We start from the raw sequence: 23846 nt of genomic DNA on the forward strand, positions 1-23846 counted from the left end.
CTATATAACAAGCACTAAAGCACTAATTAATAAATTTAAAACTGCTAAAGGTATTAAAACCAAATAACACATTCTCATTACTTGATCAGGGCGTAATTGCGGAAAAGCACCTCTAGCCCAAAAATACCAAAAAAACACAAAAGAAACCTTCAAAAGCATCATAAGAGCTCCTGGTATAATCCAAAAATCATTAAATCCGCCCAAAAATAAAAGCGATATCATAATCGCTCCAGTGATCATAGCTGTATATTCACCTATAAAAAACATACCCCATCTAAGTCCTGAATACTCTGTTCCATAACCTGAAACAAGTTCAGTTTCATTTTCACTTAAACAAAGCGGGGTTCTATTGGTTTCTATAAAAATTGCTATAACAAATAAAATAAAAGCTAAAGGTTGTTTAAAAATAAGCCAAGAAAGCATGCCTTCACTTTGATAATTATTAATATCTACTAAAGATAAAGATCCTACAAGCATCACCACACATACCAAAGAAAGTCCTGCAACACTCTCATAAGAAATGATAGAAACAAGCCCTCTAGCTCCACCTAACAATGACCATTTATTATTACTAGCTAAACCACCTAAAAAAATTGCATAAAAACTAACCCCACCCATACCTATAACAAAGAGTAAAGCCACATTAATATCAGCTACAATAGGGCGAATTACCCTACCAAATAAAGTAAATTCAGGAAAAATAGGTATAGCTGCAATTGCTATAAAAGCACAAATTGCCGCTATTAATGGAGCAATTAAAAATACCACTTTTTGAGCATAAGTTGGCACTATATCTTCTTTAGTAAAAAGCTTAATCATATCAGCAACCACTTGAAGCAAACCAAAAGGACCTACCATATCAGGCCCCAAACGACGATGAAATAAAGCTAAAGCCTTTCTTTCAAGGTAAGTTGCTAAACCTGCTAAAGTAGCAAAAATAGCTATAACAAGCACACATTTAATAATAGTTTCTATAATAAAAAAAGTAATATCGCTCATATTTTAGCTCCTGCTTTTTCAAGCCAAACTTTTACATATCGAGTATTATCAAATAAAGATTTATAATCAATCTTACTATCATAATCGCCCAAATATGCACCATTTTCTAAAGAATCATCACTTTTTACACTTATAGCAATTTGAATTTTTTCATTTTTTAAAATAACACTATCATCTTGATTTAATTCAAATTTTTGCATTAAATCAGATGATAAAAACAAAACTCCAACTTCATTGAAAGCTCTATTACTAAGCTTTGAAAACTGATGAATACTATTTGCATGATATAAAGTTAAATTTCCTTCATTTTGCGCTTTGACTTCTTGAGTGTTTAAAGTTTTTTCAAACTCAAAGTGAGAAAAATCAAGCTCATAGCCACGATAGTTTTTTCCACCATTGTCATAATAATTGCTTAAATCATCAAAATCAATTGCTCTAAAGCCCTTATCTTGTGGTAAAAGCTTAGTATAATTGATGGTAAATTCTTCATTAAATCCTAAAGCATTTGCCAAATCATTTAAAAAATATCCTTTAAATTCCAAAGCTGCATTAGTAGGAACCAATCTTTTATCATAATTTACAAAACTTCCTTCTTGCTGATTTAAACTAGAGCTTGCTAAATCACAATGTCCATCATAAGAAAAGCTAAAATCACCCTTTTCATTATAACCTAATGTTTTTCCTGCTTGAAAATCTTGATTTAAATCACAAATTAAACTCACACCCAAAGTATTAGTACAAGTTGGGATTAAAAACACTTTAAATTCGGTATATTTTTGCACCATAGCACAAAGTTTTGCTAATTTAGCACTTTGTTCATCATAATAAAAATCACTTCCTATAATAAGCGTAAATTTTTGTTTTTTTATTAATAAATTTTCTAAAATATCCTCATCTACACCAAGATTTTTTGCATAGCTTGATCTTTGCACTTCTATGCTTTTTTTAATCTTTTTAGGCACCATTTTTTTAACTTCTTCTATGATAGTTTCACCATTTTCGTTTTGTTTTTCTATCTTTTCTATCACTTCTTCATTGATAGTTTCTTCTATTTCTTTGCTATCTTCATAGTATGCTTTTTCAACAATAGTTTGCAAATCTAGCGGGAGTTCTTTTGCAAATTTTTGCAAGATAAAAAGCAAAATATCTTCATTATTTTTAATATCATGGTTAATTTGCAAAAGATTTTTAGAATATTTATCAACACCTTTATCTTTAATAGGATGAAAATAAACTCCCGCACCTTTATTCATCACTAAAGCATTATTAACCTTATATCCAAGAGTTGGCGCATCATATCTTAAAAACGAACCTGCTATGATTAAAAAATCACTTTGGGTAATATCATCTGTATTTGCATTATACATTGCATTTGCATTTTGATAAAAATAAACTAGAAAATCTTGGAATTTTTTAGCTTCGTGGTTGATAAGGCAGAGTTTAAATTTTTTACTAAGATTTTGCAAAATTAAAGCTTCTTCATTAGTTATAAAACTATTAAATAAAATATTTTTTATTTCACTATTTTTTATCATTTCTACTAATTTTCCAAAAGCTTTTTCATCTTTACCTTGAACTTCATTTTGAGTGTTAAAACCATATCTTGCGGCTTTATTTAGCGTAGCGAAAGCAAAGTCATTACTCACTCTATAAATTTTTTCCTTTTGATTATTAATGCTAGTTTGTTTTATATCATAATACATCAACTCACAATCACTAGAATGTGGATTACTAGCTGGTATTTTCTTTAACTCCCAAGCATTAGATGTATATTGAAAAGCTGAACCCACCAAAGCTCCAGTTGGACATACACTCGTACATTCTCCACAAAAAGAACAATCAAGCACATCTTTATTACTTGGAGCAATTAAACTCTTTTGAAATTTAGTCCAAATTGCAAGTGCGTCTTTACTCATGCTCTCTTTAAAGCTTACATCAGGAGCATCTGCTCCTCTTGGAGTAGTTTTTAAAGCACTTTCGCCTATCTTATCTTTACAAACCGTGATACATCTTTCACATACTATACATAAAGCAGGATCATAATTAATCTCACCCCATTTTTTACACTCTTTATGAGTATCTTTGATCCAATAATTTTGCAAATTTACTCTTGCTTTGTGTGTAAAATTTTGAAGCTCACACTCACCGGATTTATCACAAACTCCACATTGCAAAGGATGATTGACACAATAAGCTTGCATAATAGCATTACGCTCATCCCATAAATTTGGTAAATCACTTTCTACTACCATACCTTCTTTTACTTTGGTATTACAAGAATAAACCTTTTTACCATCAGCCTCAACCATACACATACGGCAAGCAAGTGTTGGAGAACAGCCATTTAAATAACAAATTGCAGGAATGAAAATATCATTTTTTCTAGCTACATTTAAAATATACTCACCCTCATTGGCTTCGCACTCGATACCATTAATGATGACTTTCATTTTATAACCTTAATCTGAGCTTTTGTAAAAGCAAAATCATCGCTTTTGTAATCATACAAAGCCACAGTGCCTTTTAAATTTAAATCAATACAAACTTTAGTTTTAAAAATTTGATTATTGAGTTTTAATTCTATATCATCTTGATCTTTTACTTTAGCAATCAAAGCAAAAGAAGCAGAACAATGTAAATTTAAATCTTTAAGCGAATTTTTTAAAACAACAATACCATCAAAATTATCAAGTTCTAATAAATCATCAAAATCTTTTTGCACATTTAAAACACTTTCTTCTTCATCTGTACAAACTAAAGCAAGATTAAATTTTTCACAAAGCTTAGTTAAAAAATATTTGATATTTTCAAAATCTTTGTGTTGTTTTAAATTTTCATCAAAGATTATACATTTAGCATTTTGCAAAAATTCTAAAACCTCTAAAGCCTCTTCTTCTCCAAAGCAAGATTCAGCACTCAAATATCCTTCATCTAGCTTACCAAATTCATCTTCTAAGCTCATTTTGCAAAGTAAAGCAAGCACAAAAGAAATGCTTGCAATTTCACACTTATAAAATCTTGCATTTAAATTTTTATCTTCAATACAAGAAATATTATAATTTTTACTTTTATTAAGCTTAGCACAAAGTGAAGGATTTTTTAAAGAAAGTAAATCCACAAAACATAAAGCATTTAGACCTTCTTGATATTTTACTAATTTCATTGTCCTACCTTTTTAAATACTATAGTCCAATCTACTTGATTAAATTTTAAAGAATTTAAAAGCTCACAATTTTGCTCTTTAACAAAAGCAAAGCTTTTTTCTACATTAGAAAAATCCCCTATTTCAAACAAAACCACTAAAACTTCATCCATATAGGCATTTTGAATGGTTTGCTCCAAGTCTTTAAATAAATTTTGGCTTTTTCTTAAATCTACGCGTCTCACCTGTCTATCTCACCTAAAACTATATTAATACTTCCTAAAATAGCCACCGCATCAGCTAAATATGACCCAACAAGCATTTCCTCTAAAAATGCACAATGAAAAAAGCTAGGGGTTCTAGCTCTTAATCTATAAGGTCTACCACTTCCATCTGAATGGATAAAAAATCCAAGCTCACCTTTAGGACTTTCAGTAGGTACATAAACCTCTCCTTTTGGAGGTTTTAAGCCTTGAGTAACCAAAACAAAATGTTGCATTAAAGAATAATTTTGTGTCATAATCTGCTCTTTTGAAGCACTTACATACTCAGGATGTTCGCATAAAATTTGAGGCGGAGTATCTTTATATAAAAAAGCACATTGGGTTAAAATTTTCAAACTTTCCCTAAATTCTTGCATATAAACTTTATATCTTGCATAAGAATCGCCCATTTTAGCCACAGGCACACCAAAATCTATCTCATCATAAAGCAAATATGGCTCTTCTTTTCTAATATCATAAGCAATACCACTTCCCCTTAACATAACTCCACTACAACCCCAACTCAAAGCTTTTTCTTTGCTTACAACACCTACATTTTCAGTTCTTGCTCTCCAAATCCTATTATCATCAAGCAAAGCTTCATAATCTTTTATATCGTTTGGAAATTTATTGCAAAATGCTAAAAGCTCATCTAAAAATCCATCTGGCAAATCAAGCATAACCCCACCTATTCTCATAGATGAATGTGTAAGTCTTGCACCACAATACTTTTCTATCAAATCAAGCACATATTCACGCTCTCTAAAACAATATAAAAACACCGTCATAGCACCAATATCAAGTGCATGTGTGGCAAGCCATAATAAATGCGAAGCAATGCGATTTAACTCGAGCAAAATCATCCTTATCACACTTGCCCTGCGTGGGATTTTTAAGCCACAAAGTTTTTCTACAGCGGCTACATAAGCATAATTATTTGCACTAGCTGCAATATAATCCATTCTATCAGTAGTTGGGATAAATTCTTGATAAATCATATTTTCAGCCATTTTTTCCATACCACGATGCATATAGCCTATGCAAGGTGTAGCTTTGGTGATTTCTTCTCCATCAAGCTCTAAAATAAGGCGTAAATTTCCATGAGCACTTGGGTGTTGAGGGCCAAGATTGACTATCATTACCCCATCTTCACGCTCAAAGCTTATATTTTCATAATAAGGTTTTAATTTAGTAGAAATTTGCATTTTATCTTCTCTTATCTAAAATTTTAGCTTGATTTCTTTTAACTTTTTTCACAAACACAACGCCATCTTCTTCTTGATAATCTTGCAAGTATTTATCTTCTCTTGGAGTTTGACCCTTAGATACTTCATGATAAATTCGGCTAAAATTTAAAGTATCTTTTTCATCAACAAAACCTGGATCTCTATTTTCTTCACCCACTACTTGGCGGTATTCTTTACCAAAAATTTTATCAATCTCATACCATTTGGCAAATTCATCACCCTCTAAAGGATAAGTCTTTAAAAAAGGATGACCATACCAATCATCAGGCATCAAAAGTCTTTTTAAATTCGGATGATTGATAATGAAAATCCCGAACATATCATATATTTCTCTCTCACACCAATTTGCCCCTTTAAACACACTCATAATACTTTGAAGCTTTTCTTTTACACCTACAAAGGTTTTTACCCTAACTCTTAGATTTTTATCCATATTTAAAAGCTGATAATACACTTCAAATCCATTTTTTTGCGCCACAAAATCAATAGCACTTGCATCGGTAAAACAGCTATAGCCTAAATTTTTAAGCTCATTTAACAAAACAACATTGTCATCTTTTTCTATTTCAATCACCCAAAAATCAAGCTCAATAAAAGAATTTTTAATCTTAAATTTTTGAGAAATTTGAAGAAAATCTTGCTCAAAAACACTATTTTCTAAATTTAATTTTTGAGTTTTTGGAGCATGATAAAATCTATCTTCATAGTAATTTTTCAATTGAACATTTTTTTTATCGCTATATTTTCTCATCATATAAGCCTTTTTGGAGCGATTTTTCTGCTTGCTTTTTCTTTGCGAATTCTTTTTTGAAGTATCATTAGTGCAAATTGAAAAGTCTCAGGGCGTGGCGCACAACCTGGCACATAAATATCTACAGGTATTATTCTATCTACACCTTGAACAGTAGAATAAGTATTAAACATACCACCCGTATTTGCACAAGAACCCATAGAAATAACCCATTTAGGATCTGGCATTTGATCATAAAGCCTTCTTGTAAATTCAGCATGCTTTTTACTTAAAGTACCTGCTATAATCATCACTTCAGATTGTCTAGGACTTGCCCTAAAAATCGTCCCAAATCTATCAAAATCATATCTTGCACCGCCTGCTGCCATCATTTCAATAGCACAACAAGCAAGCCCATAAGATAACGCCCATAAGGAATTACTCCTACCCCATTGCACTAACTTATCAACCGTGGTTAAAACAACAGGTGCTGTGCTCATTTTTTGATACTCTGCCACTCAAATGCTCCTTTTTTATAAGCATACAAAAAGCCTATTGCAAGCAATAAAATAAAGACAAATACTTCCACTAAAGCAAATAAAGATAAACCATATTTTGCAAGTTCTGTAGTTAAATCTTTAAAAATCACCGCCCATGGAAATAAAAAAACCACTTCAATATCAAGCAAAATAAAAATTAAAGCAAAAACAAAAAATTGAGAATTGATTTTATTTGCTTGCTTAGAAGCCATAGGTCCACACTCATAAATTCCAAGTCCAAGTTTTTTTCTATTATGAGAAGCTAATTTGGATCCTATTTTGGAAGAAATATATACTAAAGTAAAAAATATAACACTTGCAATAACAAGCATTGCAAATATACCAAAATATTGATGCTCTATAGTTGCGTGCGTCATAATAAACCTTTTTCAAGCATAATTAGAATTTATTTTACTTTAACTTAGCTATATAAAAACTTATTATCAAAAAAATAAATTTTATAATATTTCAAAATGAAACAATTTTTATCTTTTTACAAAAGCACTTTTTTATGACATATATTTTGCAAGATTTTTTCTTGATGCGAAATAAAAATATAGGTAATATCGTGCGCTTTTTGAAAAGCGTGCAAATAGTTTAAAATTTTATAAGCAGTCACTATATCAAGCGCTGCTGTGATTTCATCCAAGATAAGTAATTTTGGCTTTAAAAGCAAAGCTCTAATCAAACCTAGTCTTTGACTTTGACCACCACTTAACTTAGAAGGTTTCAACTCTAAAATATCTTTTTCAAGTTCAAACGCATCAAAAAGCTTAAAAAGTTCTTCAAAATTGGGCTTAAATTTAAAATTATCATACACATCAAGCAAAAGTCTTTTGGCTGTTTTGTATGGATTTAAAGCTAATTTTTGATCTTGAAAAATGTATTGAATTTTTTGGCGTAATTTTCTTTGAGAATTAAAATCTAAATTTAATATATTTTTATCTTCAAATAAAACTTCTCCAGCATTTGCACATTCAAGCATACAAAGAATTTTAGCTAAAGTACTTTTACCACTACCACTTTCCCCACAAAGCAATAAATTTTCATTTTGATTTAAAGAAAAACTCACATCTTTAAAAACAAAATTTTCTTCTTCCTTTAAATACCAGTGTTTTTTAAATTTATAAGATTTGCTTAAATTTTTAACTTCTAAAAACATTTTCACTCTCAAAAAGCTCTAATAATTCTTTAGCAAAAACACCTTTTGGATTGTTTAAAAAATCCTTTATAGACATTTGATACATTAAAGTTCTTTCTTCTATGATGACTACCTCATCGCAAAGCTCTTTTGCTAAATTTACATCATGGGTGATGAAAATGAGATTTTTAAATTGTGTTTTTAGCTCTTTTAAAATTGCAATGATTTTTTCTTCATTGGCTCTATCAAGCGAGCTTGTAATCTCATCACATAATAAATACTGCGCCCCGCTAAGCAAAGCCAATGCTATTTGAATTCTTCTTGCCATACCACCACTTAATTGATATATAAAAGAATGCCACAAAAGGTCATGATTTTTAAGTCCCAGACATTCAAAAAAATAAAAAGCCTTTTCTTTAATTTCTTTTGCACTTAAATCAGTATGAGTTTTTAAAACTATATTAAAATAACTCCCTATATCAACAAGTGGATAAAAACTCCCATATACATCTTGAAAAAGTAAATTTACCTTAGCTCTTAGAGCGTTTAGTTCATTTTCTTTTAAATCTAAAATATTTTTTTGACCAATCTCAAATTTTTGTGCAGAAAGTTTATAGTGCTTATCAAAAAGTTTAATCATGCTTTTTAAAAGCAAACTTTTACCTGCGCCACTTTTACCCATAATAGCCAAAGATTTACCTTCATCTAGACTAAGATTTAAATTTTTTAATAAAATCTTATCTTTAAAACTAAGATTTAAATTTACAATTTTTATCATGCTTTTATCTCTTCTTGTAAATCATTACCCAAAGCAAGCAAAGGTAAAATAAGCATAAGTATAAAGGCTACTGGAAAAACTATCATCCACCAAAATCCTAAAAATACAGCCTTGCTTGCTTCATTTAGCATATTACCTAAACTTGGAGTCCAAAGCTCTACACCTAAACCAAAAAAACTTAAAGTGGCTTCACTTGTAATAGCATGGGCGATATTTAAAACAAAAAGCACAAAAAGCAAATTCCAACAAGCAGGTAAAAGCTCACTAAATAAAGCTTTCATCTTACTAGAGCCTAAAATAATAGCATTTTGATAAAATTCAAGTTTTTGAAATTTATTAAGCTGGGTATCAAGTACTTTTGCCACAAATGCAAAATGCCCCAAAGCAATAATAAAAATCATACTCCACAAAGATCCTGCCAAAAAGCTTTGAAAAAACATAATTACAAGTAAAGATGGTAATGCCAAAAGCATATCAATCACTCTAGCAAAAAAAGCATAGGCAAAAAATCTTGTTAAAAATACATAAACACAAGCAAAAAACACGCTAAAAAATGCTGCCATTACTCCAACAAATAAAGAAATGCGTAATGCATACAAAATGCGCGTAAAAACATCTCTACCAAGCATATCTGTACCAAAAATATGAGTTAAATTTGGAGCTATTTTAGCTTTACTTAAATCCACTAAATTTGGATCATATGAACTAATCAAAGGTGCAAAAAGTGCTAAAATCAAGCTTAGTAAAATCATCATCACACAAAATTTACGCATTAGCAAACCTTGGATTAATCATCTTGCAAATTAATTCTACAATCAAATTTACAAACACTACCACCAAAATACTAAAAATCACCACAGCCAACACCACAGGATAATCTTTAAACAATATGCTTTTAATCACCAAATTTCCTACACCCTCATAAGAAAACACGCTTTCTACTATATAAGTTCCCATTAAAAAACTCACAAAAGAGGCACCAAAATATGCAAGTATAGAACCAAAAGCATCTTTTAACACAAAATGTAAATAAATTCTTTTTTTACTAAGCCCTCTTGCAAAAGCACTTTCTATAAAACTTTGATTTAAACTATCAATCAAGCTTGTTCTTATAAAACGCACAAAAACTGCTAAATGCGAAAGCACTAAAGCACATACAGGTAAAAATAAATGCCACAAACGATTTAATACATCATCTTCAAAACCAATATCAGCAATTGCTGAACTTGGAAAAAATTTAAAAAATACTGCAAAAATCATAATAAGCATTAAAGACAAAGAAAAAGCAGGTAATGCAAAAAAACTCATCGTTAAAAAGGTAATAGTTTTATCTAAAAAACTATCTTTATAAATCACACACAAAAGTGCTAAAAACAAAGATAATACAAAAAGCACCAAAAAAGCTAAACTTCCAAGAATGATAGTATAGGAAAGTTTTTCTTTTAAAATTTCACTAACCTTTTCTCCGCTGATTAAAGAGTAGGAAAAGTCGCCTTTCAATGCTTTAAAAGCCCAATTTTCATACTGCTCTAATAAAGGTTTATCTAAATTTAAATTACGCTCGATTTCTTCTTTTACTTTAAGGCTAGTTCCTTGAGGTACGCTAGCAAAAACTACACTTCCTTTAGCATGATAAATCATCACAAAACACAAAAAACTAGCAAAAAACATCAAAAAAAACGCCCACAAAAGGCGTTTAAAAATGAGTTTTATCACTAATTTTTGCTCCACTCATAAGCATTCCAAGTAAAACCTACTCCATGATGACCTAAAATATGAGGTTTTATACCTTGTATATTTTTAGCAAAAACTAAAGGATAATCAATATAAGCTATAAACAAAAACGCAGGATCTTCATATAAAGCATTAATAAATTCTTTATAGTATTTTTTTCTCTCATTTACATCAAGAGAATTTCTAGCCTTTGCTAAAGTCTCATCTACTTTGGTATTTTGATAATGACCAAAATTCCATCCGCTTGAATTTAAAGTAGTATCTTCAGAACTTGCAAAAACTCTAAATGTATGAAAATCAGGATCATAAGGACTGCCCCAACCTACTAAAAAGCTATCAATTTTAGTATAATCAAAACTTCCACTTGGTCTAGCTACTGCTTTTGCTTTAATGCCAAGTTTTAAAAACTCACTTTGTAAAATATTTACCAAAGCTACTCTTAAAGGATCTTCACTCATAGCATACATTTCAAAGCTAAATTCTTTGCCATTTTTTTCTAAAATGCCATTTTTGTTTTTTACAAAGCCTGCTTTTGCTAAAAGCTCATTTGCCTTTTTCATATCATAAGTATAAGTAGAAAATTCTTTAGGGTTTGCCCATGATTTTTCTAAAGGATGGTTAGCAACTTTTCCAAAAGAGTGCAAAAGTGAATTTATAATAGCTTGTTTATCAATAGCATAATTTAATGCTAAACGCACATTTTGATCTTTTAAAAACTCATGATTAAGATTAAACATCAAAGCACGATAATCAGCTGAAGGCTCTATAAGCATTTTAAAATTTTTATCATTTTCAAAATTTGAAGCTAGTGCAAAATCCACCAAGGCTACATCTATAGAACCATTTTTAAGCTCGATAGAACTAATGCTTGGATCTTTAATGTGTTTTAGTATAAGTTTTGGAGTTTTTACCTTAGCTAAATGATAATTTTCGTTTGCTTCTAAAGTCATATACTGACCTTGTTTCCATTGTTTTAGTTTATAAGAACCTGTTCCTATAGGCATTTGGTTAAATTTGGTAGTATTTAAATTTTCTTTTTCAAGTAAATGTTTTGGTAAAACTCCCACGCTTAAAGCATCTAAAAATGCTGGAAAAGGCTTTGAAAGAGTAATGATTAAATGATAATCATCAATGATTTTTACTTCTTTAACCGCATCAAAATTTACCTTTGATGGTGAGTTTAGTTTCTCATCTTTTAGAGCATTTATACTAAATTCTACATCTTTAGCACTAAATTTAACACCATCATGCCATAATACATCTTTTCTTAGTTCAAACTCATATACCAAACCATCTTTACTAACTTTCCAAGAACTAGCTAGATCAGGTGCTAAGCTCATGTTTTCATCAAAGCGTGTAAGTCCTGAAAACACAAGAGCAATCGCCACATCATGATCTTCACTAAAAAGTGGGTTGATGCGCTCTGGCTCATTTTCTACTGCGATGATGATAGTATCTTTTGGCGTAGCGGCAAAAAGATTTAAAGCACAAAAAAGCATTATAAAAAATCGCAACATAATCTTCCTTTTTTTATTTAAAATAGAATTTTTATTTTACCATTGTTTTTTTTTTTTTTCAATTTAAAACTTTAAAATTTCACTCTAAAAACAACAAAATACAAAGTATTTTTTAATTTAACTAATTTGGCACTATAGAATTTTTTCGTGCGGTTTTTTGGAGTGAGAATATCACTAAAGCTACAAGTATAAAATACACCACCGATAAACTAAGTAGTAAAGGATAAGTAGTATTAGTGTCTTTTTCTAAAAAGCTTCCGAACACAGGAAGCATTAAACTAGGTTTTACAAGTAGTGTAAAAATACAAACCACATAAGAAATACCAATGATAATTTTTCTTATAATTTCTTGTCTATCATCAAGTAAAATAAATTTCAAAGCAAAAATTACAAAAAGACCTATAATAACAATATGTATATATAAAGTTACCAAATCTAAAAAATTAAAAATCACATAAAAAAAGCTGCCAAAAATATATAAATTGGTAAAAATATTAAAGGAAAGTGGCAATAAAGCTATAAATAATAAAATCAATACATAAGCAAAATTGTTTTTTATGAATTCATCTAGCTTGTTACTTTCTTTGTTTATATTTAAACCAAAGATATTATAAGTCGTTTTGTTATGTTCTTTAAAGATATAACTTTCGTTAGTATCTACTTGAACGATGTGGTATTTCACATTATTTTCTACACTAGGTTGTTTAAATTTATCAAGTGCAAAAGAAAAAACACCAAAAAGCATGATGATTATAAGCAAATTATGAAATACCTTTAACAAGTCAGTATGATGATCACAAAGTTTGCGATAAAAGAAAAGTTGCCATCGTTCGACTTTTTCTTTTAAGCTTTTATTTTCTTTATGTTTTAGTTCTAATTCTCTAGCGTAAAGCTCTTGAACTCTTAATTCTGAAGCATCGATTAGATTGTGATGGGCTATACGATTGCTTTTTAATTTTCTAAATAAATCTCTCAAATTTAGCAAGGCATGAAATTTATCATTTTCATTTTGTATATTATTTATCTTATTTTCTATATCTTTATCACTATATTTGATATATTGATGTTCTATGTTAAATTGATTAGAAAAAGTGCAGTTTATAAATTGCGGTTTGATCTTGAGCTTTGTATCGCTAAAAGTTATAACACCATTAAACAAAACATTATCAAATCTTAATCTTTCAAATTCCATTCTTTCAAAGCTTAACATATCTTTAAATACCGAGTATTGAAATAGACAAGAAGTGATATTTGTAAGAGCTTTACAAGCAAACTTTGTTTTGTTAAATTCCACATTATAAAATATAAGATTACTTGGATTTATATCTAAAAAGAGTGTTTCATCTTTAAATGTTGAAAACAAAAAGCTAATTCTTGCTTTAAATACGAGACTATCAAAAGTTATCTTTCCTCTAAAGTTAGCTTCCCTAAATTCATTTTCTACAATTTTACTATCATTATCTTGCTCTGCTAGAAATTGAGTTCCTATAAATCTTGCTTCATCTTCAAACTGCGAAATTCCAAAACAAACTCTTGCTTGAAATATAGCTTCATCAAAAGTTACTTTTCCTGCAAAAATGACTCCTAAAAATTGATTTTCAATTATATTGCTATCATTTTGATTTGCTTGAAATTTGGTTTTTGCAAAACTTGCTTCGTCTTTAAATTGTGAGAGTGCAAAATTAACTCTTTCCTGAAATATGGCATTAGAAAAAGATACTCTCCTTTCAAACATAACCTCTCCGAAATCATTTTCTATTATTTTATTATCGCTTTGCTTTGCCTGAAATTGAGTTTCTATAAATCTCACTTCACCTTTAAATATAGATGTTAAAAAATCAATCTTGCATTTAAATTTTGTTTTAGAAAAATCTACGACAACATCAAATATACATTGCTGAAATATAACTTCATTTTCAAAATATAACTCTCTAGCGATAATCTGATTTTTAAAATTACAATTCCTAAAATCTATTTTTATAGTATTTTTTTTAAAAAAGTAAAGATATTTTATTTCACTTCTAAGTATGCAAATTTCTTTTATATCTTTTTCTTGCAATTTTTGAAAATTTATCTCTTCTATTTCAGCGTCAAATATAGTTATTTTATTGTCTTTTACATTTTGCTTACCATTTTTTACAAAAATACCATATATCGTTAGTTCTTTGTCAAATTTTTCCATCACTTACCTTCAATTATTTTTATTTCTTCTTCACTTAGATTGTAAAGTTTATAAACGATAGAGTTTATTTTGTCTTCTTGGGGTTTTGGTGTTTGCATTTTTGTCTTGTTCTTTTAAATTTAAAATCTCATTGACTAAGCTTATAAGCTCGTTTGCTAGTTTTTCATTTTTAGAATTTATTTTTGATATATGAAGTCTTTCTAAAAACGCCTTTTTATATCTAAATCCATTTTCACCTAAGTTTCCACCAGCATAAAATATCTAAAAAATAAAAGCCGCAAAATCATTGTTTAAAAAAGCAATGAGATATTTTAGATTTTCCCCTGTTAAAATAAAACAATCTAATTAAAAACAAAAAAGTATATAAAACATTAAACTAAAAAATATAAAAACAAAGATTAATTTAAATAAAAATATATATGAATTATAATTAAAAGTAGTAAGAATAATAAGAAACTAACAAGTCCGCAATGAGCTACTTTCCCCCTGCCAGTAAGGCGTAGTATCATCACCCACGATGTGCTTAGCTTCTTGGTTCGGGATGGGACAAGGCGTCTCCACATCTGTATAATCACGGACATTGTTATTTAAATATTCCATTAAAAGTATAAAAACATAGTAAAATAAAAATAATCAAATAAAACTATTTTTATTTTAGTTTTCTTTAGTCTTGTATTTAGATATTTTATTTATCTTAAGCTAAATACTTTATTGTTTTACTTTAGAATACTTAAAAAACAATGTTAAGAGCAAGTTCTAATATAAACTTTACTTGAAAGATTATTATCAAAGCTAAGCTATTGTTTAATAACTGAATATAAATTCTAAAGCTTTAAGTAAAAACCTTAACAAGGAAGTGATGCTTAAAAAAGATAAGCCAAACGCTCTATTAGTACTGGTCAGCTAAAGGACTTTCATCCATTACACACCCAGCCTATCAAACTAGTAGTCTTCTAGAGAGCTTAGAGAAGATTCATCTTAGAGTTGGCTTCACGCTTAGATGCTTTCAGCGTTTATCCGTTCCAAACTTAGCTACGCTGCGATGCTCTTGGCAGAACAACAGCTACACCAGTGGTTTGTTCAACCCGGTCCTCTCGTACTAGGGTCAAATCTCTTCAATCTTCTTACGCCCACGGCAGATAGGGACCGAACTGTCTCACGACGTTCTGAACCCAGCTCGCGTACCGCTTTAAATGGCGAACAGCCATACCCTTGGGACCTGCTCCAGCCCCAGGATGCGATGAGCCGACATCGAGGTGCCAAACCTCCCCGTCGATGTGAGCTCTTGGGGGAGATCAGCCTGTTATCCCCGGGGTACCTTTTATCCTTTGAGCGATGGCCCTTCCACACAGAACCACCGGATCACTAAGACCGACTTTCGTCTCTGCTTGACTTGTATGTCTTGCAGTTAAGCTGGCTTATACCTTTATACTCTACGAACGATTTCCAACCGTTCTGAGCCAACCTTTGTAAGCCTCCGTTATTATTTGGGAGGCGACCGCCCCAGTCAAACTACCCACCAGACATTGTCCCACTTGAGGATAACTCAAGCTGGTTAGCTACCCAAATAAGAAAGAGTGGTATCTCAACAACGGCTCATATACAACTGGCGTCATATACTCAAAGCCTCCCACCTATCCTGCACATTCTTATCCAAATAGCAGTGTCAAGCTGTAGTAAAGGTCCACGGGGTCTTTCCGTCTTGCCGCGGGTAGGAGGAATTTTCACCTCCACTACAATTTCACTGGATCCCTCTTTGAGACAGCTCCCATCTCGTTACGCCATTCATGCAGGTCGGTATTTAACCGACAAGGAATTTCGCTACCTTAGGACCGTTATAGTTACGGCCGCCGTTTACTCGGGCTTCGATCAAGAGCTTCGCTAATGCTAACCCCATCAATTAACCTTCGAGCACCGGGCAGGCGTCACACCCTATACATCCTCTTACGAGTTAGCAGAGTGCTGTGTTTTTGGTAAACAGTCGGGAGGGACTCTTTGTTGTAAGTTTCTTTGCTTTCGAAGTAAATTCTAATACAAAGCGAACCACACCTTATACCGAAGATACGGTGCTATTTTGCAGAGTTCCTTAAAGAGAGTTCTTCCACGCGCCTTAGAATACTCATCCCACCCACCTGTGTCGGTTTACGGTACGGGCAACATTAGCTAAACTTAGAAACTTTTCTTGGCTCGACGGCATCAGCAATTCTCCTCGCTGTCCGAAGACTTTGAAGAGCCTTTAAGATCTCGGAGTATTCTTATACGGATTTGCCTATATAAGCTCCTACATCCTTAGACTAGCACTTCCATCCGCTAGCTTGCTTAGCCCTAAGCGTCCTTCCATCGCACACTAATGTTGGTATTGGAATATTAACCAATTTGCCATCACCTACCCCTTTCGGACTCGGCTTAGGACCCGACTAACCCTACGATGACGAGCATCGCGTAGGAAACCTTGGGTTTACGGCGTTAATGATTCTCACATTAATTATCGCTACTCATGCCTGCATGCTCACTTCTATTCGCTCCAGCACTCCTTACCGGTATACCTTCGACGCAAATAGAACGCTCTCCTACCACTTAGTAAAACTAAGTCTATAGCTTCGGTGCTTACTTTAGCCCCGTTATATTTTCCGCGCAAAATCACTAGACCAGTGAGCTATTACGCTTTCTTTAAAGGATGGCTGCTTCTAAGCCAACCTCCTGGTTGTTTAAGTAACTTCACATCGTTTTCCACTTAAGTAAGACTTGGGGACCTTAGCTGATAGTCTGGGTTGTTTCCCTCTTGACGACGGATTTTATCACTCGCCGCCTGACTGCTGTGATTACACTAAAGGTATTCGGAGTTTGATAGGGTTTGGTACATTGGTGTATGCCCTAGCCCATTCAGTGCTCTACCCCTTTAGTTACGACACAACGCTATACCTAAATATATTTCGGAGAGAACCAGCTATCACGAAGTTTGATTGGCCTTTCACCCCTATCCACAAGTCATCCCATAGCTTTTCAACGCTAGCGGGTTCAGTCCTCCACTAGTTCTTACACTAGCTTCAACTTGCTCATGGATAGATCACTTCGTTTCGGGTCTGCAGCATCTGACTTAATCGCCCTATTCAGACTCGCTTTCGCTACGGCTTCGCGTGTGCTTAACCTTGCCAGACACCACAACTCGCAGGCTCATTATGCAAAAGGCAGTCCATCACACTGTATTGCTACATAGTGCTCTGAATGATTGTAAGCAAATGGTTTCAGGTTCTATTTCACTCTGATCACCTCAGTTCTTTTCACCTTTCCCTCACGGTACTTGTGCACTATCGATCTGGTATTAGTATTTAGGGTTGGATCGTGGTCGACCCAGCTTCAGACAAAATTCCACGTGTTTCGCCCTACTCAGGATACTGCTAGCTAAAGTTTGGTTTTCGCATACGGGACTATCACCCTCTATGGCTATACTTTCCAGAATGTTCTGCTAACCTCACTTATTGCACATTGCAGTCCTACAACCCCCAGTGCAAGCACTGGGTTTGCCCTCTTACGCTTTCGCTCGCCGCTACTGACGCAATCTCTATTGATTTCTTTTCCTGTAGGTACTAAGATGTTTCAATTCCCTACGTTCGCTCCATTATGGTAATGTATATCTCTATACATTGGGTTGCCCCATTCGGAAATCTACGGATCAAAGCTTCTTGACAGCTCCCCGTAGCTTATCGCAGTCTAGTACGTCCTTCATCGCCTTTACCAGTCAAGGCATCCACCATTCGCTCTTAGTAGCTTACCTTTTTTACCTTTTATTCTAAAACGCATCACTTCCTTGTTAAAGTTTTTATGATAAGACTTTACTATCTCAAGACGGAAAGCATTTAAACACTTAATAAAACTAAATAAAAATTAGTCTAACTAAGCTGTGAGTTTAAAACTTCTCTTTAACTAAAAGCTAAAGAAAAGATAGCTAGGTTTTATCCTTTAACAAGTCCTGTAAAATTGTTTTTATTAAAACTTGCTTGTGACTCTTAACAATGATAATTCAAATAACATTAAATAACTAATCTAATATAAAATATTTTATTATTTATTTAGCTTAGGTCTTAAAACCTAAAGAAAGTATATATAAAGAGTTTAAATAATTTAAAAATATAAGAAGTATTATATTTTATGTTGTATTTATATACTTACTTTAAGTTTTAAAACTTTAATTTAAGATCGATAAACAAATCTTTTTTATGGTGGGCCTAACAAGACTTGAACTTGTGACCTCACCCTTATCAGGGGTGCACTCTAACCAGCTGAGCTATAGGCCCTTAATAAATGGTGGAGAATAGCGGGATCGAACCGCTGACCTCCTGCGTGCAAAGCAGGCGCTCTCCCAGCTGAGCTAATTCCCCAAAATTAGCTTTTCATCAATCTTTGAAATCTAAACAAGAATCAATTGAGTTTATATATTGAAGTAATAGTTGTGAGACTTATTACTTTGTACTCTAGAAAGGAGGTGATCCAACCGCAGGTTCTCCTACGGTTACCTTGTTACGACTTCACCCCAGTCGCTGATTCCACTGTGGGGGATAACCAGTTTAGTATTTCCACTTCGAGTGAAATCAACTCCCATGGTGTGACGGGCGGTGAGTACAAGACCCGGGAACGTATTCACCGTAGCATGGCTGATCTACGATTACTAGCGATTCCGGCTTCATGCTCTCGAGTTGCAGAGAACAATCCGAACTGGGACATATTTTATAGATTTGCTCCACCTCGCGGTATTGCGTCTCATTGTATATGCCATTGTAGCACGTGTGTCGCCCTGGGCATAAGGGCCATGATGACTTGACGTCGTCCACACCTTCCTCCTCCTTACGAAGGCAGTCTATTTAGAGTGCTCACCCGAAGTGTTAGCAACTAAATACGTGGGTTGCGCTCGTTGCGGGACTTAACCCAACATCTCACGACACGAGCTGACGACAGCCGTGCAGCACCTGTCTCTAAGTTCTAGCAAGCTAGCACCCTCATATCTCTATAAGGTTCTTAGGATATCAAGCCCAGGTAAGGTTCTTCGCGTATCTTCGAATTAAACCACATGCTCCACCGCTTGTGCGGGTCCCCGTCTATTCCTTTGAGTTTTAATCTTGCGACCGTACTCCCCAGGCGGTATGCTTAATGCGTTAGCTGCATTACTGAGATGACTAGCACCCCAACAACTAGCATACATCGTTTAGGGCGTGGACTACCAGGGTATCTAATCCTGTTTGCTCCCCACGCTTTCGCGCCTTAGCGTCAGTTAAGTTCCAGCAGATCGCCTTCGCAATGGGTATTCTTGGTGATATCTACGGATTTTACCCCTACACCACCAATTCCATCTGCCTCTCCCTCACTCTAGATTACCAGTTTCCCAAGCAGTTTAATGGTTAAGCCATTAGATTTCACAAGAGACTTGATAATCCGCCTACGCGCCCTTTACGCCCAGTGATTCCGAGTAACGCTTGCACCCTCCGTATTACCGCGGCTGCTGGCACGGAGTTAGCCGGTGCTTATTCCTTAGGTACCGTCAGAATTCTTCCCTAAGAAAAGGAGTTTACGCTCCGAAAAGTGTCATCCTCCACGCGGCGTTGCTGCGTCAGGGTTTCCCCCATTGCGCAATATTCCCTACTGCTGCCTCCCGTAGGAGTCTGGACCGTGTCTCAGTTCCAGTGTGACTGATCATCCTCTCAGACCAGTTAAGCGTCATAGCCTTGGTGAGCCATTACCTCACCAACTAGCTGATACTATATAGTCTCATCCTACACCGAAAAACTTTCCCTACTCAACTTGTGTTAAGCAGGAGTATAGAGTATTAGCAGTCGTTTCCAACTGTTGTCCTCTTGTGTAGGGCAGATTAACTATACCTTACTCACCCGTGCGCCACTAATCCACAACTAGCAAGCTAGTTGCTTCATCGTTCGACTTGCATGTATTAGGCACGCCGCCAGCGTTCACTCTGAGCCAGGATCAAACTCTCCATAAAAATATAGATAGTTTAATCTTTTTCTTCAAAGAAAAAGTATTTTAAAGATTAATAAAAATAATCTTTAATTATTTAATTGATAGATTTACATTATTTAAAGTAAATCTCTGGCTCAATCGATCACTTATTTAGATTTCAAAGATTGACTATAAGATTTGATTAACAATATTAATAATTTAAAGAACAATTTAAAAATTAGAGATTGAAATATCTTAATTTTTACTTACCTTTTTTTAAAAAAGGAAATGAAATTATATCAATATAAGCTTAAAGTTTTATTAATAAAATTAGGAAAATTTTTGGATTTATTTCTTGTATTCTCACTAAGATATAAATAAATATAAATAAAATAGTATATATTTCATTGTAAGTATTGTAGCGTAAAAGTTATGGTTGATAATTGATAAAGCAAAATAAGGATTGATAAGGATTGATAAGGATTGATAAGTTTTATTAATCCTTATAATATATACATATATTAATATTAATCAATAATCTAATAATTCAACATTAATATGTTTATTATCATCACTAAGTTGTACTCTATAGTATAAATTTAATTCCACTATACCATCTCCATTAACAATAGTTTTATATTTGTCTTTTAATTCTTGTCCTAATAGATTTTTTACTAAATTAGAAGGTGATTTTAATTCAAAGTAAGAATACTAAATTAATATATAAACAAAGAATATAAATGAGCTAATTTTCTAAAATTAGCTTTATCGATAATAAATGAACTAAGTTAAAGTAATGATTAATAATAATGATAAAAACAAAGTTATGATATTTGTTTTACTTTTTAGTATTAATTTTTGTTGTTAGTGTGAGTGGGAAAAATAAAAAAGAAAATGTAATCAATATGATAGATTGATAAATTATAAGAGTAGGAAAGAAAAAGAAATGGCAAAAAAGGGATAATAAGTGATAATTAAGAAAAAGAATATGGTTAAATGATAGATATAAAAATATAATTAATAAAAATAGATATTATGATAAGTTTAAAAAAAGGGAGGGGGTCGGAAGTAAGATAGAGTAAGATAGAGTAAGATAGAGTAAGATAGAGTAAGATAGAGTAAGATAGAGTAAGATAGAGTAAGATAGAGTAAGATAGAGTAAGATAGAGTAAGATAGAGTAAGATAGAGTAAGATAACATTTCGCTTAAAAAACTCTTGGCTTGGAGTGAGTAATGATACCTTAGAAAGTGTAAGCGAATATTCTGATCGTTGTATTTATTTTATGCTAAAAGGAACATTTAAAACCACAAATTGTGATTTTGCTTTAGCAATTAGTGGTGTAGCAGGAGAAGATGATGATAAAAACACAAAAGCAGGCACCATCTATATAGGAGCTATGTATAAAGATGGAACCTTTTTACAAGAATGTATTCATATACAAGGTAATAGAAACTACACAAGAGAGCAAGCTAGTTTAGCTGCTTATAGCTTAATGCTTAAGTTAAAACCTGAGATTTTCCTTGGTATTTAATTTATCTAAAAAATATATTTTAAGTGATGATTAAAACAAAGGGTTAAAAATACACCCCACCACTTAAATATAATTTCATTCTATGTTCATCATCGTGTTTGTATTTATGTAATGCTCTTGCTCCATCAAGTTTTATATAATACTCATTAGCTTTATTATAAAGTATTTGCAAACCTAGCGCATCTAAGAAATGTTCATCATCTCTTCTATTACCTGAATCTTTTTCATACCAAGCATAACCTACATCATAAAAAGGAGTAAAGTAAAAATTCGTATTTGGTATATTTATTCTTACACCAAAGTTAGCTATGATAGTATTATCTCCATCACCATCTCCATTATCATAAGCTCTTACTCCATAAGCTCCACCTAAAGATGAACTCTCAGAAGAATCAAGTTCAAAATTTCCTAATACCTTTTGATAGTTTATATTAATCGTATGGGTAATGTATTCATTAAAACTATAATAATTATTCACACTAGCATTAAGTTTTCTAAACCAACCAAAGCCTTTAGAATCACTTTTAGAAGTATCTCCAAATATAGTAGTTCCATCATCATTAACCTTACCTACACTTATCTTAGCACTATAGCTTAAGGTATTGTTTTCAAATCCTCTAAATAAACCTTCTAAACCTACACTTCCTACATTAGAGCTTTTATCAAAGGTTAAAAGATCTAAGGTTACATCACTAAGTATTTTATGATAAATACTAGAAGTAAAATATAAAGATGAATTTGTATTTATCCATACAGGATAAGAAAAGTCTATACCAAAATTCCTAGAAGTACCACTAAAACCTAAACCTTCATATTCTCCACCTAAAGAATATGAACCTTGAGATATGCTTGGAGTAACTTTTAAATTTCCTATAAAGAAAGTATAACTTGCTCCATAATTGATTTGTCTTTCATCACTAGTTTGTAAGTAAAAATTATAATAATCTCCCATATTAAGTATAGAATTAAATCCCATACTAATACCAGCTCTATATTCTCCTGCACTCTTAATACCATAATTATCAGCATATAATAATACATTAGCCTTGCTATCAGGTTCTACTTCTATAACTATATCAGTTTCTCCTACATTCTCTCCTGCTTGTAAGCCTGCTAGGGTTTGAACTCCATACATTTCATTGACTTTATATACACTATCTTCTATTAATTTAGTAGAAATGATTTTGCCTTTGATTCTTTGATTTAGCTTACTTTCTAAAAAATGATCTTTGATAGTAGTTTTATTTTTAATAATATATTTGCCTAATACTCCTAAAGAAATATTTATTTGAATACTTTCTTCATCAAATTCTTGTTGAGGAACATAAGCTGTTGCTGCAGGATAACCATTTACTTGGAAATAATAAGCAATGATATTAGATATATCTTGTAAATCTTGTAGGCTAAATTTTCTAGCACTAAATTCACTTACTAAGTTTTGTAAATCTTCTTCTTTAATACCTAGCTTTTCAAAGCTAGTATCTTTATTAGTAAGAACAAACTTATATTTGGTTATAGCTATTTTATTAGTAGTAGTATTGGTATTAGTTTGGCTAGTTGGGTTGTTGTTAGAATTATGATTGGTATTAAAGCTATTATTAGTTGAGTTAGAATTATTATTTGTTTTATCTTTTATACTAGAGTTGGTGTTAGTTTTATTATTGTTTGTTTTAGTGCTTTGGTTAGTTGAGTTTTTATTAGTAGTATTAGTGCTTTGGTTATTAGTTTCTTCATTAGCTTCATCTTCTTGTTTTAGCTTTTCTTTTAATTCTTCTTTTTTTTCTTCAAAGTCTTTTTTAGCTTCTTGCCCTTTTATATAGTCTTGTTTGGTTTTTAGATTTTCTTTGATGGCTTTATTTTGAGGGAGGTTTCTATCAGGGGATAATTCTATAACTTTTTCTATATCATTTTTAGCTATGCTAATACTTCCTTCATTAGCATAGATTAAAGAGCTAATTGCTATGGTGCTAAGTAAAAGTTTTTTCATGGTTTTCCTTAATTTTATATTCTTTAAATTAAAATTATTGTTTTTATTATTAGTTGATAAACACAATTATGCTTATATTTATTATAAACACTAGGATAAATCCTAGTGT

General features: G+C 32.1%; 15 protein-coding genes, 2 tRNA genes, 3 rRNA genes and 2 pseudogenes. 1 reads left to right on the forward strand and 21 read right to left on the reverse strand.

All coding sequences use genetic code 11. The features are described 5' to 3' along the window. The 20 genes and pseudogenes from nuoH to CARM_RS07550 form a co-directional block, all read right to left on the reverse strand. Complete coding sequence (gene nuoH, locus CARM_RS07460; protein ID WP_139426222.1) at nucleotides 1-999, reverse strand: NADH-quinone oxidoreductase subunit NuoH; 999 nt, start codon at nucleotides 997-999, stop codon at nucleotides 1-3. Next, the gene (locus CARM_RS07465) at nucleotides 996-3449 is read right to left on the reverse strand and encodes an NADH-quinone oxidoreductase subunit G (protein WP_139426225.1); all 2454 of its coding nucleotides are present in this window, start codon (nucleotides 3447-3449) and stop codon (nucleotides 996-998) included. Before CARM_RS07465 ends, nuoH begins: the two co-directional genes overlap by 4 nt. Continuing rightward, nucleotides 3446-4162 carry a hypothetical protein gene (locus tag CARM_RS07470; protein ID WP_139426227.1) on the reverse strand — a complete coding sequence of 239 codons (717 nt, stop codon included), beginning with the start codon at nucleotides 4160-4162 and terminating at the stop codon, nucleotides 3446-3448. Before CARM_RS07470 ends, CARM_RS07465 begins: the two co-directional genes overlap by 4 nt. Then, nucleotides 4159-4386: an NADH-ubiquinone oxidoreductase subunit E family protein gene (locus CARM_RS07475; RefSeq protein ID WP_139426229.1), complete on the reverse strand. Its 228-nt coding sequence runs from the start codon at nucleotides 4384-4386 to the stop codon at nucleotides 4159-4161. Before CARM_RS07475 ends, CARM_RS07470 begins: the two co-directional genes overlap by 4 nt. Continuing rightward, entirely contained in the window at nucleotides 4383-5609 is a 1227-nt protein-coding gene (nuoD, locus tag CARM_RS07480; protein ID WP_139426232.1) for an NADH dehydrogenase (quinone) subunit D, read from the reverse strand. Before nuoD ends, CARM_RS07475 begins: the two co-directional genes overlap by 4 nt. A 1-nt stretch (nucleotide 5610) precedes the next feature. Next, the gene (locus CARM_RS07485) at nucleotides 5611-6402 is read right to left on the reverse strand and encodes an NADH-quinone oxidoreductase subunit C (protein WP_236633039.1); all 792 of its coding nucleotides are present in this window, start codon (nucleotides 6400-6402) and stop codon (nucleotides 5611-5613) included. Beyond that, on the reverse strand, nucleotides 6402-6881 hold the full coding sequence (locus tag CARM_RS07490; RefSeq protein ID WP_412842202.1) for a NuoB/complex I 20 kDa subunit family protein: 480 nt from the start codon (nucleotides 6879-6881) through the stop codon (nucleotides 6402-6404). Before CARM_RS07490 ends, CARM_RS07485 begins: the two co-directional genes overlap by 1 nt. Then, nucleotides 6878-7297, reverse strand: coding sequence for an NAD(P)H-quinone oxidoreductase subunit 3 (locus CARM_RS07495; protein WP_139426239.1), 420 nt, complete (start codon nucleotides 7295-7297; stop codon nucleotides 6878-6880). The genes CARM_RS07490 and CARM_RS07495 overlap by 4 nt, the downstream gene beginning before the upstream one ends. A 116-nt stretch (nucleotides 7298-7413) precedes the next feature. Further along, the gene (locus CARM_RS07500; protein ID WP_139426241.1) at nucleotides 7414-8082 is read right to left on the reverse strand and encodes an ATP-binding cassette domain-containing protein; all 669 of its coding nucleotides are present in this window, start codon (nucleotides 8080-8082) and stop codon (nucleotides 7414-7416) included. After that, on the reverse strand, nucleotides 8066-8839 hold the full coding sequence (locus CARM_RS07505) for an ATP-binding cassette domain-containing protein (RefSeq protein ID WP_139426243.1): 774 nt from the start codon (nucleotides 8837-8839) through the stop codon (nucleotides 8066-8068). The genes CARM_RS07500 and CARM_RS07505 overlap by 17 nt, the downstream gene beginning before the upstream one ends. Next, complete coding sequence (locus tag CARM_RS07510; protein WP_139426245.1) at nucleotides 8836-9612, reverse strand: ABC transporter permease; 777 nt, start codon at nucleotides 9610-9612, stop codon at nucleotides 8836-8838. The genes CARM_RS07505 and CARM_RS07510 overlap by 4 nt, the downstream gene beginning before the upstream one ends. Further along, nucleotides 9605-10543 carry an ABC transporter permease gene (locus tag CARM_RS07515; RefSeq protein ID WP_236633248.1) on the reverse strand — a complete coding sequence of 313 codons (939 nt, stop codon included), beginning with the start codon at nucleotides 10541-10543 and terminating at the stop codon, nucleotides 9605-9607. Before CARM_RS07515 ends, CARM_RS07510 begins: the two co-directional genes overlap by 8 nt. Nucleotides 10544-10554: 11 nt before the next feature. Further along, nucleotides 10555-12090, reverse strand: coding sequence for an ABC transporter substrate-binding protein (locus CARM_RS07520; protein WP_139426251.1), 1536 nt, complete (start codon nucleotides 12088-12090; stop codon nucleotides 10555-10557). Nucleotides 12091-12211: 121 nt separating this feature from the next. Further along, a complete protein-coding gene (locus tag CARM_RS07525; protein WP_139426254.1) occupies nucleotides 12212-14272 on the reverse strand; it encodes a hypothetical protein in 2061 nt (686 codons plus the stop codon). Further along, nucleotides 14272-14473 (reverse strand): annotated as a pseudogene (locus CARM_RS08625) (hypothetical protein); the annotation flags it as partial. The pseudogene CARM_RS08625 and the gene CARM_RS07525, both read right to left, overlap by 1 nt. A 261-nt stretch (nucleotides 14474-14734) precedes the next feature. Further along, nucleotides 14735-14851: ribosomal RNA gene (rrf, locus tag CARM_RS07530) — 5S ribosomal RNA — on the reverse strand. A 289-nt stretch (nucleotides 14852-15140) separates the two neighbouring features. After that, nucleotides 15141-18047: ribosomal RNA gene (locus CARM_RS07535) — 23S ribosomal RNA — on the reverse strand. A gap of 443 nt (nucleotides 18048-18490) precedes the next feature. Beyond that, nucleotides 18491-18567: transfer RNA gene (locus CARM_RS07540), tRNA-Ile, on the reverse strand. Nucleotides 18568-18575: 8 nt separating this feature from the next. Then, nucleotides 18576-18651 (reverse strand) — tRNA-Ala (locus CARM_RS07545). Between the two features lie 97 nt (nucleotides 18652-18748). Beyond that, a 16S ribosomal RNA gene (locus CARM_RS07550) occupies nucleotides 18749-20261 on the reverse strand. Together the 16S, 23S and 5S rRNA genes with 2 tRNA genes alongside form the textbook arrangement of a ribosomal RNA operon. A gap of 1159 nt (nucleotides 20262-21420) precedes the next feature. On the opposite strand from CARM_RS07550, the pseudogene CARM_RS07555 reads away from it, so the two are divergent. Beyond that, nucleotides 21421-21750, forward strand: a pseudogene (locus CARM_RS07555) (CinA family protein); the annotation flags it as partial. A gap of 43 nt (nucleotides 21751-21793) precedes the next feature. Here CARM_RS07555 and CARM_RS07560 read toward each other — a convergent pair. Continuing rightward, nucleotides 21794-23737, reverse strand: coding sequence for a ShlB/FhaC/HecB family hemolysin secretion/activation protein (locus CARM_RS07560; protein ID WP_139427343.1), 1944 nt, complete (start codon nucleotides 23735-23737; stop codon nucleotides 21794-21796). Nucleotides 23738-23846 lie beyond the last annotated feature (109 nt).

The sequence above is a fragment of the Campylobacter armoricus genome (assembly GCF_013372105.1).
Taxonomy (GTDB): Bacteria; Campylobacterota; Campylobacteria; order Campylobacterales; family Campylobacteraceae; genus Campylobacter_D; species Campylobacter_D armoricus.

Excerpts from the sequence above, each read along its gene's own strand:
- nuoH (WP_139426222.1), bottom strand. The coding sequence starts at position 999 with ATGAGCGATATTACTTTTTTTATTATAGAAACTATTATTAAATGTGTG.
- CARM_RS07465 (WP_139426225.1), bottom strand. The coding sequence starts at position 3,449 with ATGAAAGTCATCATTAATGGTATCGAGTGCGAAGCCAATGAGGGTGAG.
- CARM_RS07470 (WP_139426227.1), bottom strand. The coding sequence starts at position 4,162 with ATGAAATTAGTAAAATATCAAGAAGGTCTAAATGCTTTATGTTTTGTG.
- nuoD (WP_139426232.1), bottom strand. The coding sequence starts at position 5,609 with ATGCAAATTTCTACTAAATTAAAACCTTATTATGAAAATATAAGCTTT.
- CARM_RS07485 (WP_236633039.1), bottom strand. The coding sequence starts at position 6,402 with ATGAGAAAATATAGCGATAAAAAAAATGTTCAATTGAAAAATTACTAT.
- CARM_RS07490 (WP_412842202.1), bottom strand. The coding sequence starts at position 6,881 with ATGAGCACAGCACCTGTTGTTTTAACCACGGTTGATAAGTTAGTGCAA.
- CARM_RS07495 (WP_139426239.1), bottom strand. The coding sequence starts at position 7,297 with ATGACGCACGCAACTATAGAGCATCAATATTTTGGTATATTTGCAATG.
- CARM_RS07500 (WP_139426241.1), bottom strand. The coding sequence starts at position 8,082 with ATGTTTTTAGAAGTTAAAAATTTAAGCAAATCTTATAAATTTAAAAAA.
- CARM_RS07505 (WP_139426243.1), bottom strand. The coding sequence starts at position 8,839 with ATGATAAAAATTGTAAATTTAAATCTTAGTTTTAAAGATAAGATTTTA.
- CARM_RS07510 (WP_139426245.1), bottom strand. The coding sequence starts at position 9,612 with ATGCGTAAATTTTGTGTGATGATGATTTTACTAAGCTTGATTTTAGCA.
- CARM_RS07520 (WP_139426251.1), bottom strand. The coding sequence starts at position 12,090 with ATGTTGCGATTTTTTATAATGCTTTTTTGTGCTTTAAATCTTTTTGCC.
- CARM_RS07525 (WP_139426254.1), bottom strand. The coding sequence starts at position 14,272 with ATGGAAAAATTTGACAAAGAACTAACGATATATGGTATTTTTGTAAAA.
- CARM_RS07560 (WP_139427343.1), bottom strand. The coding sequence starts at position 23,737 with ATGAAAAAACTTTTACTTAGCACCATAGCAATTAGCTCTTTAATCTAT.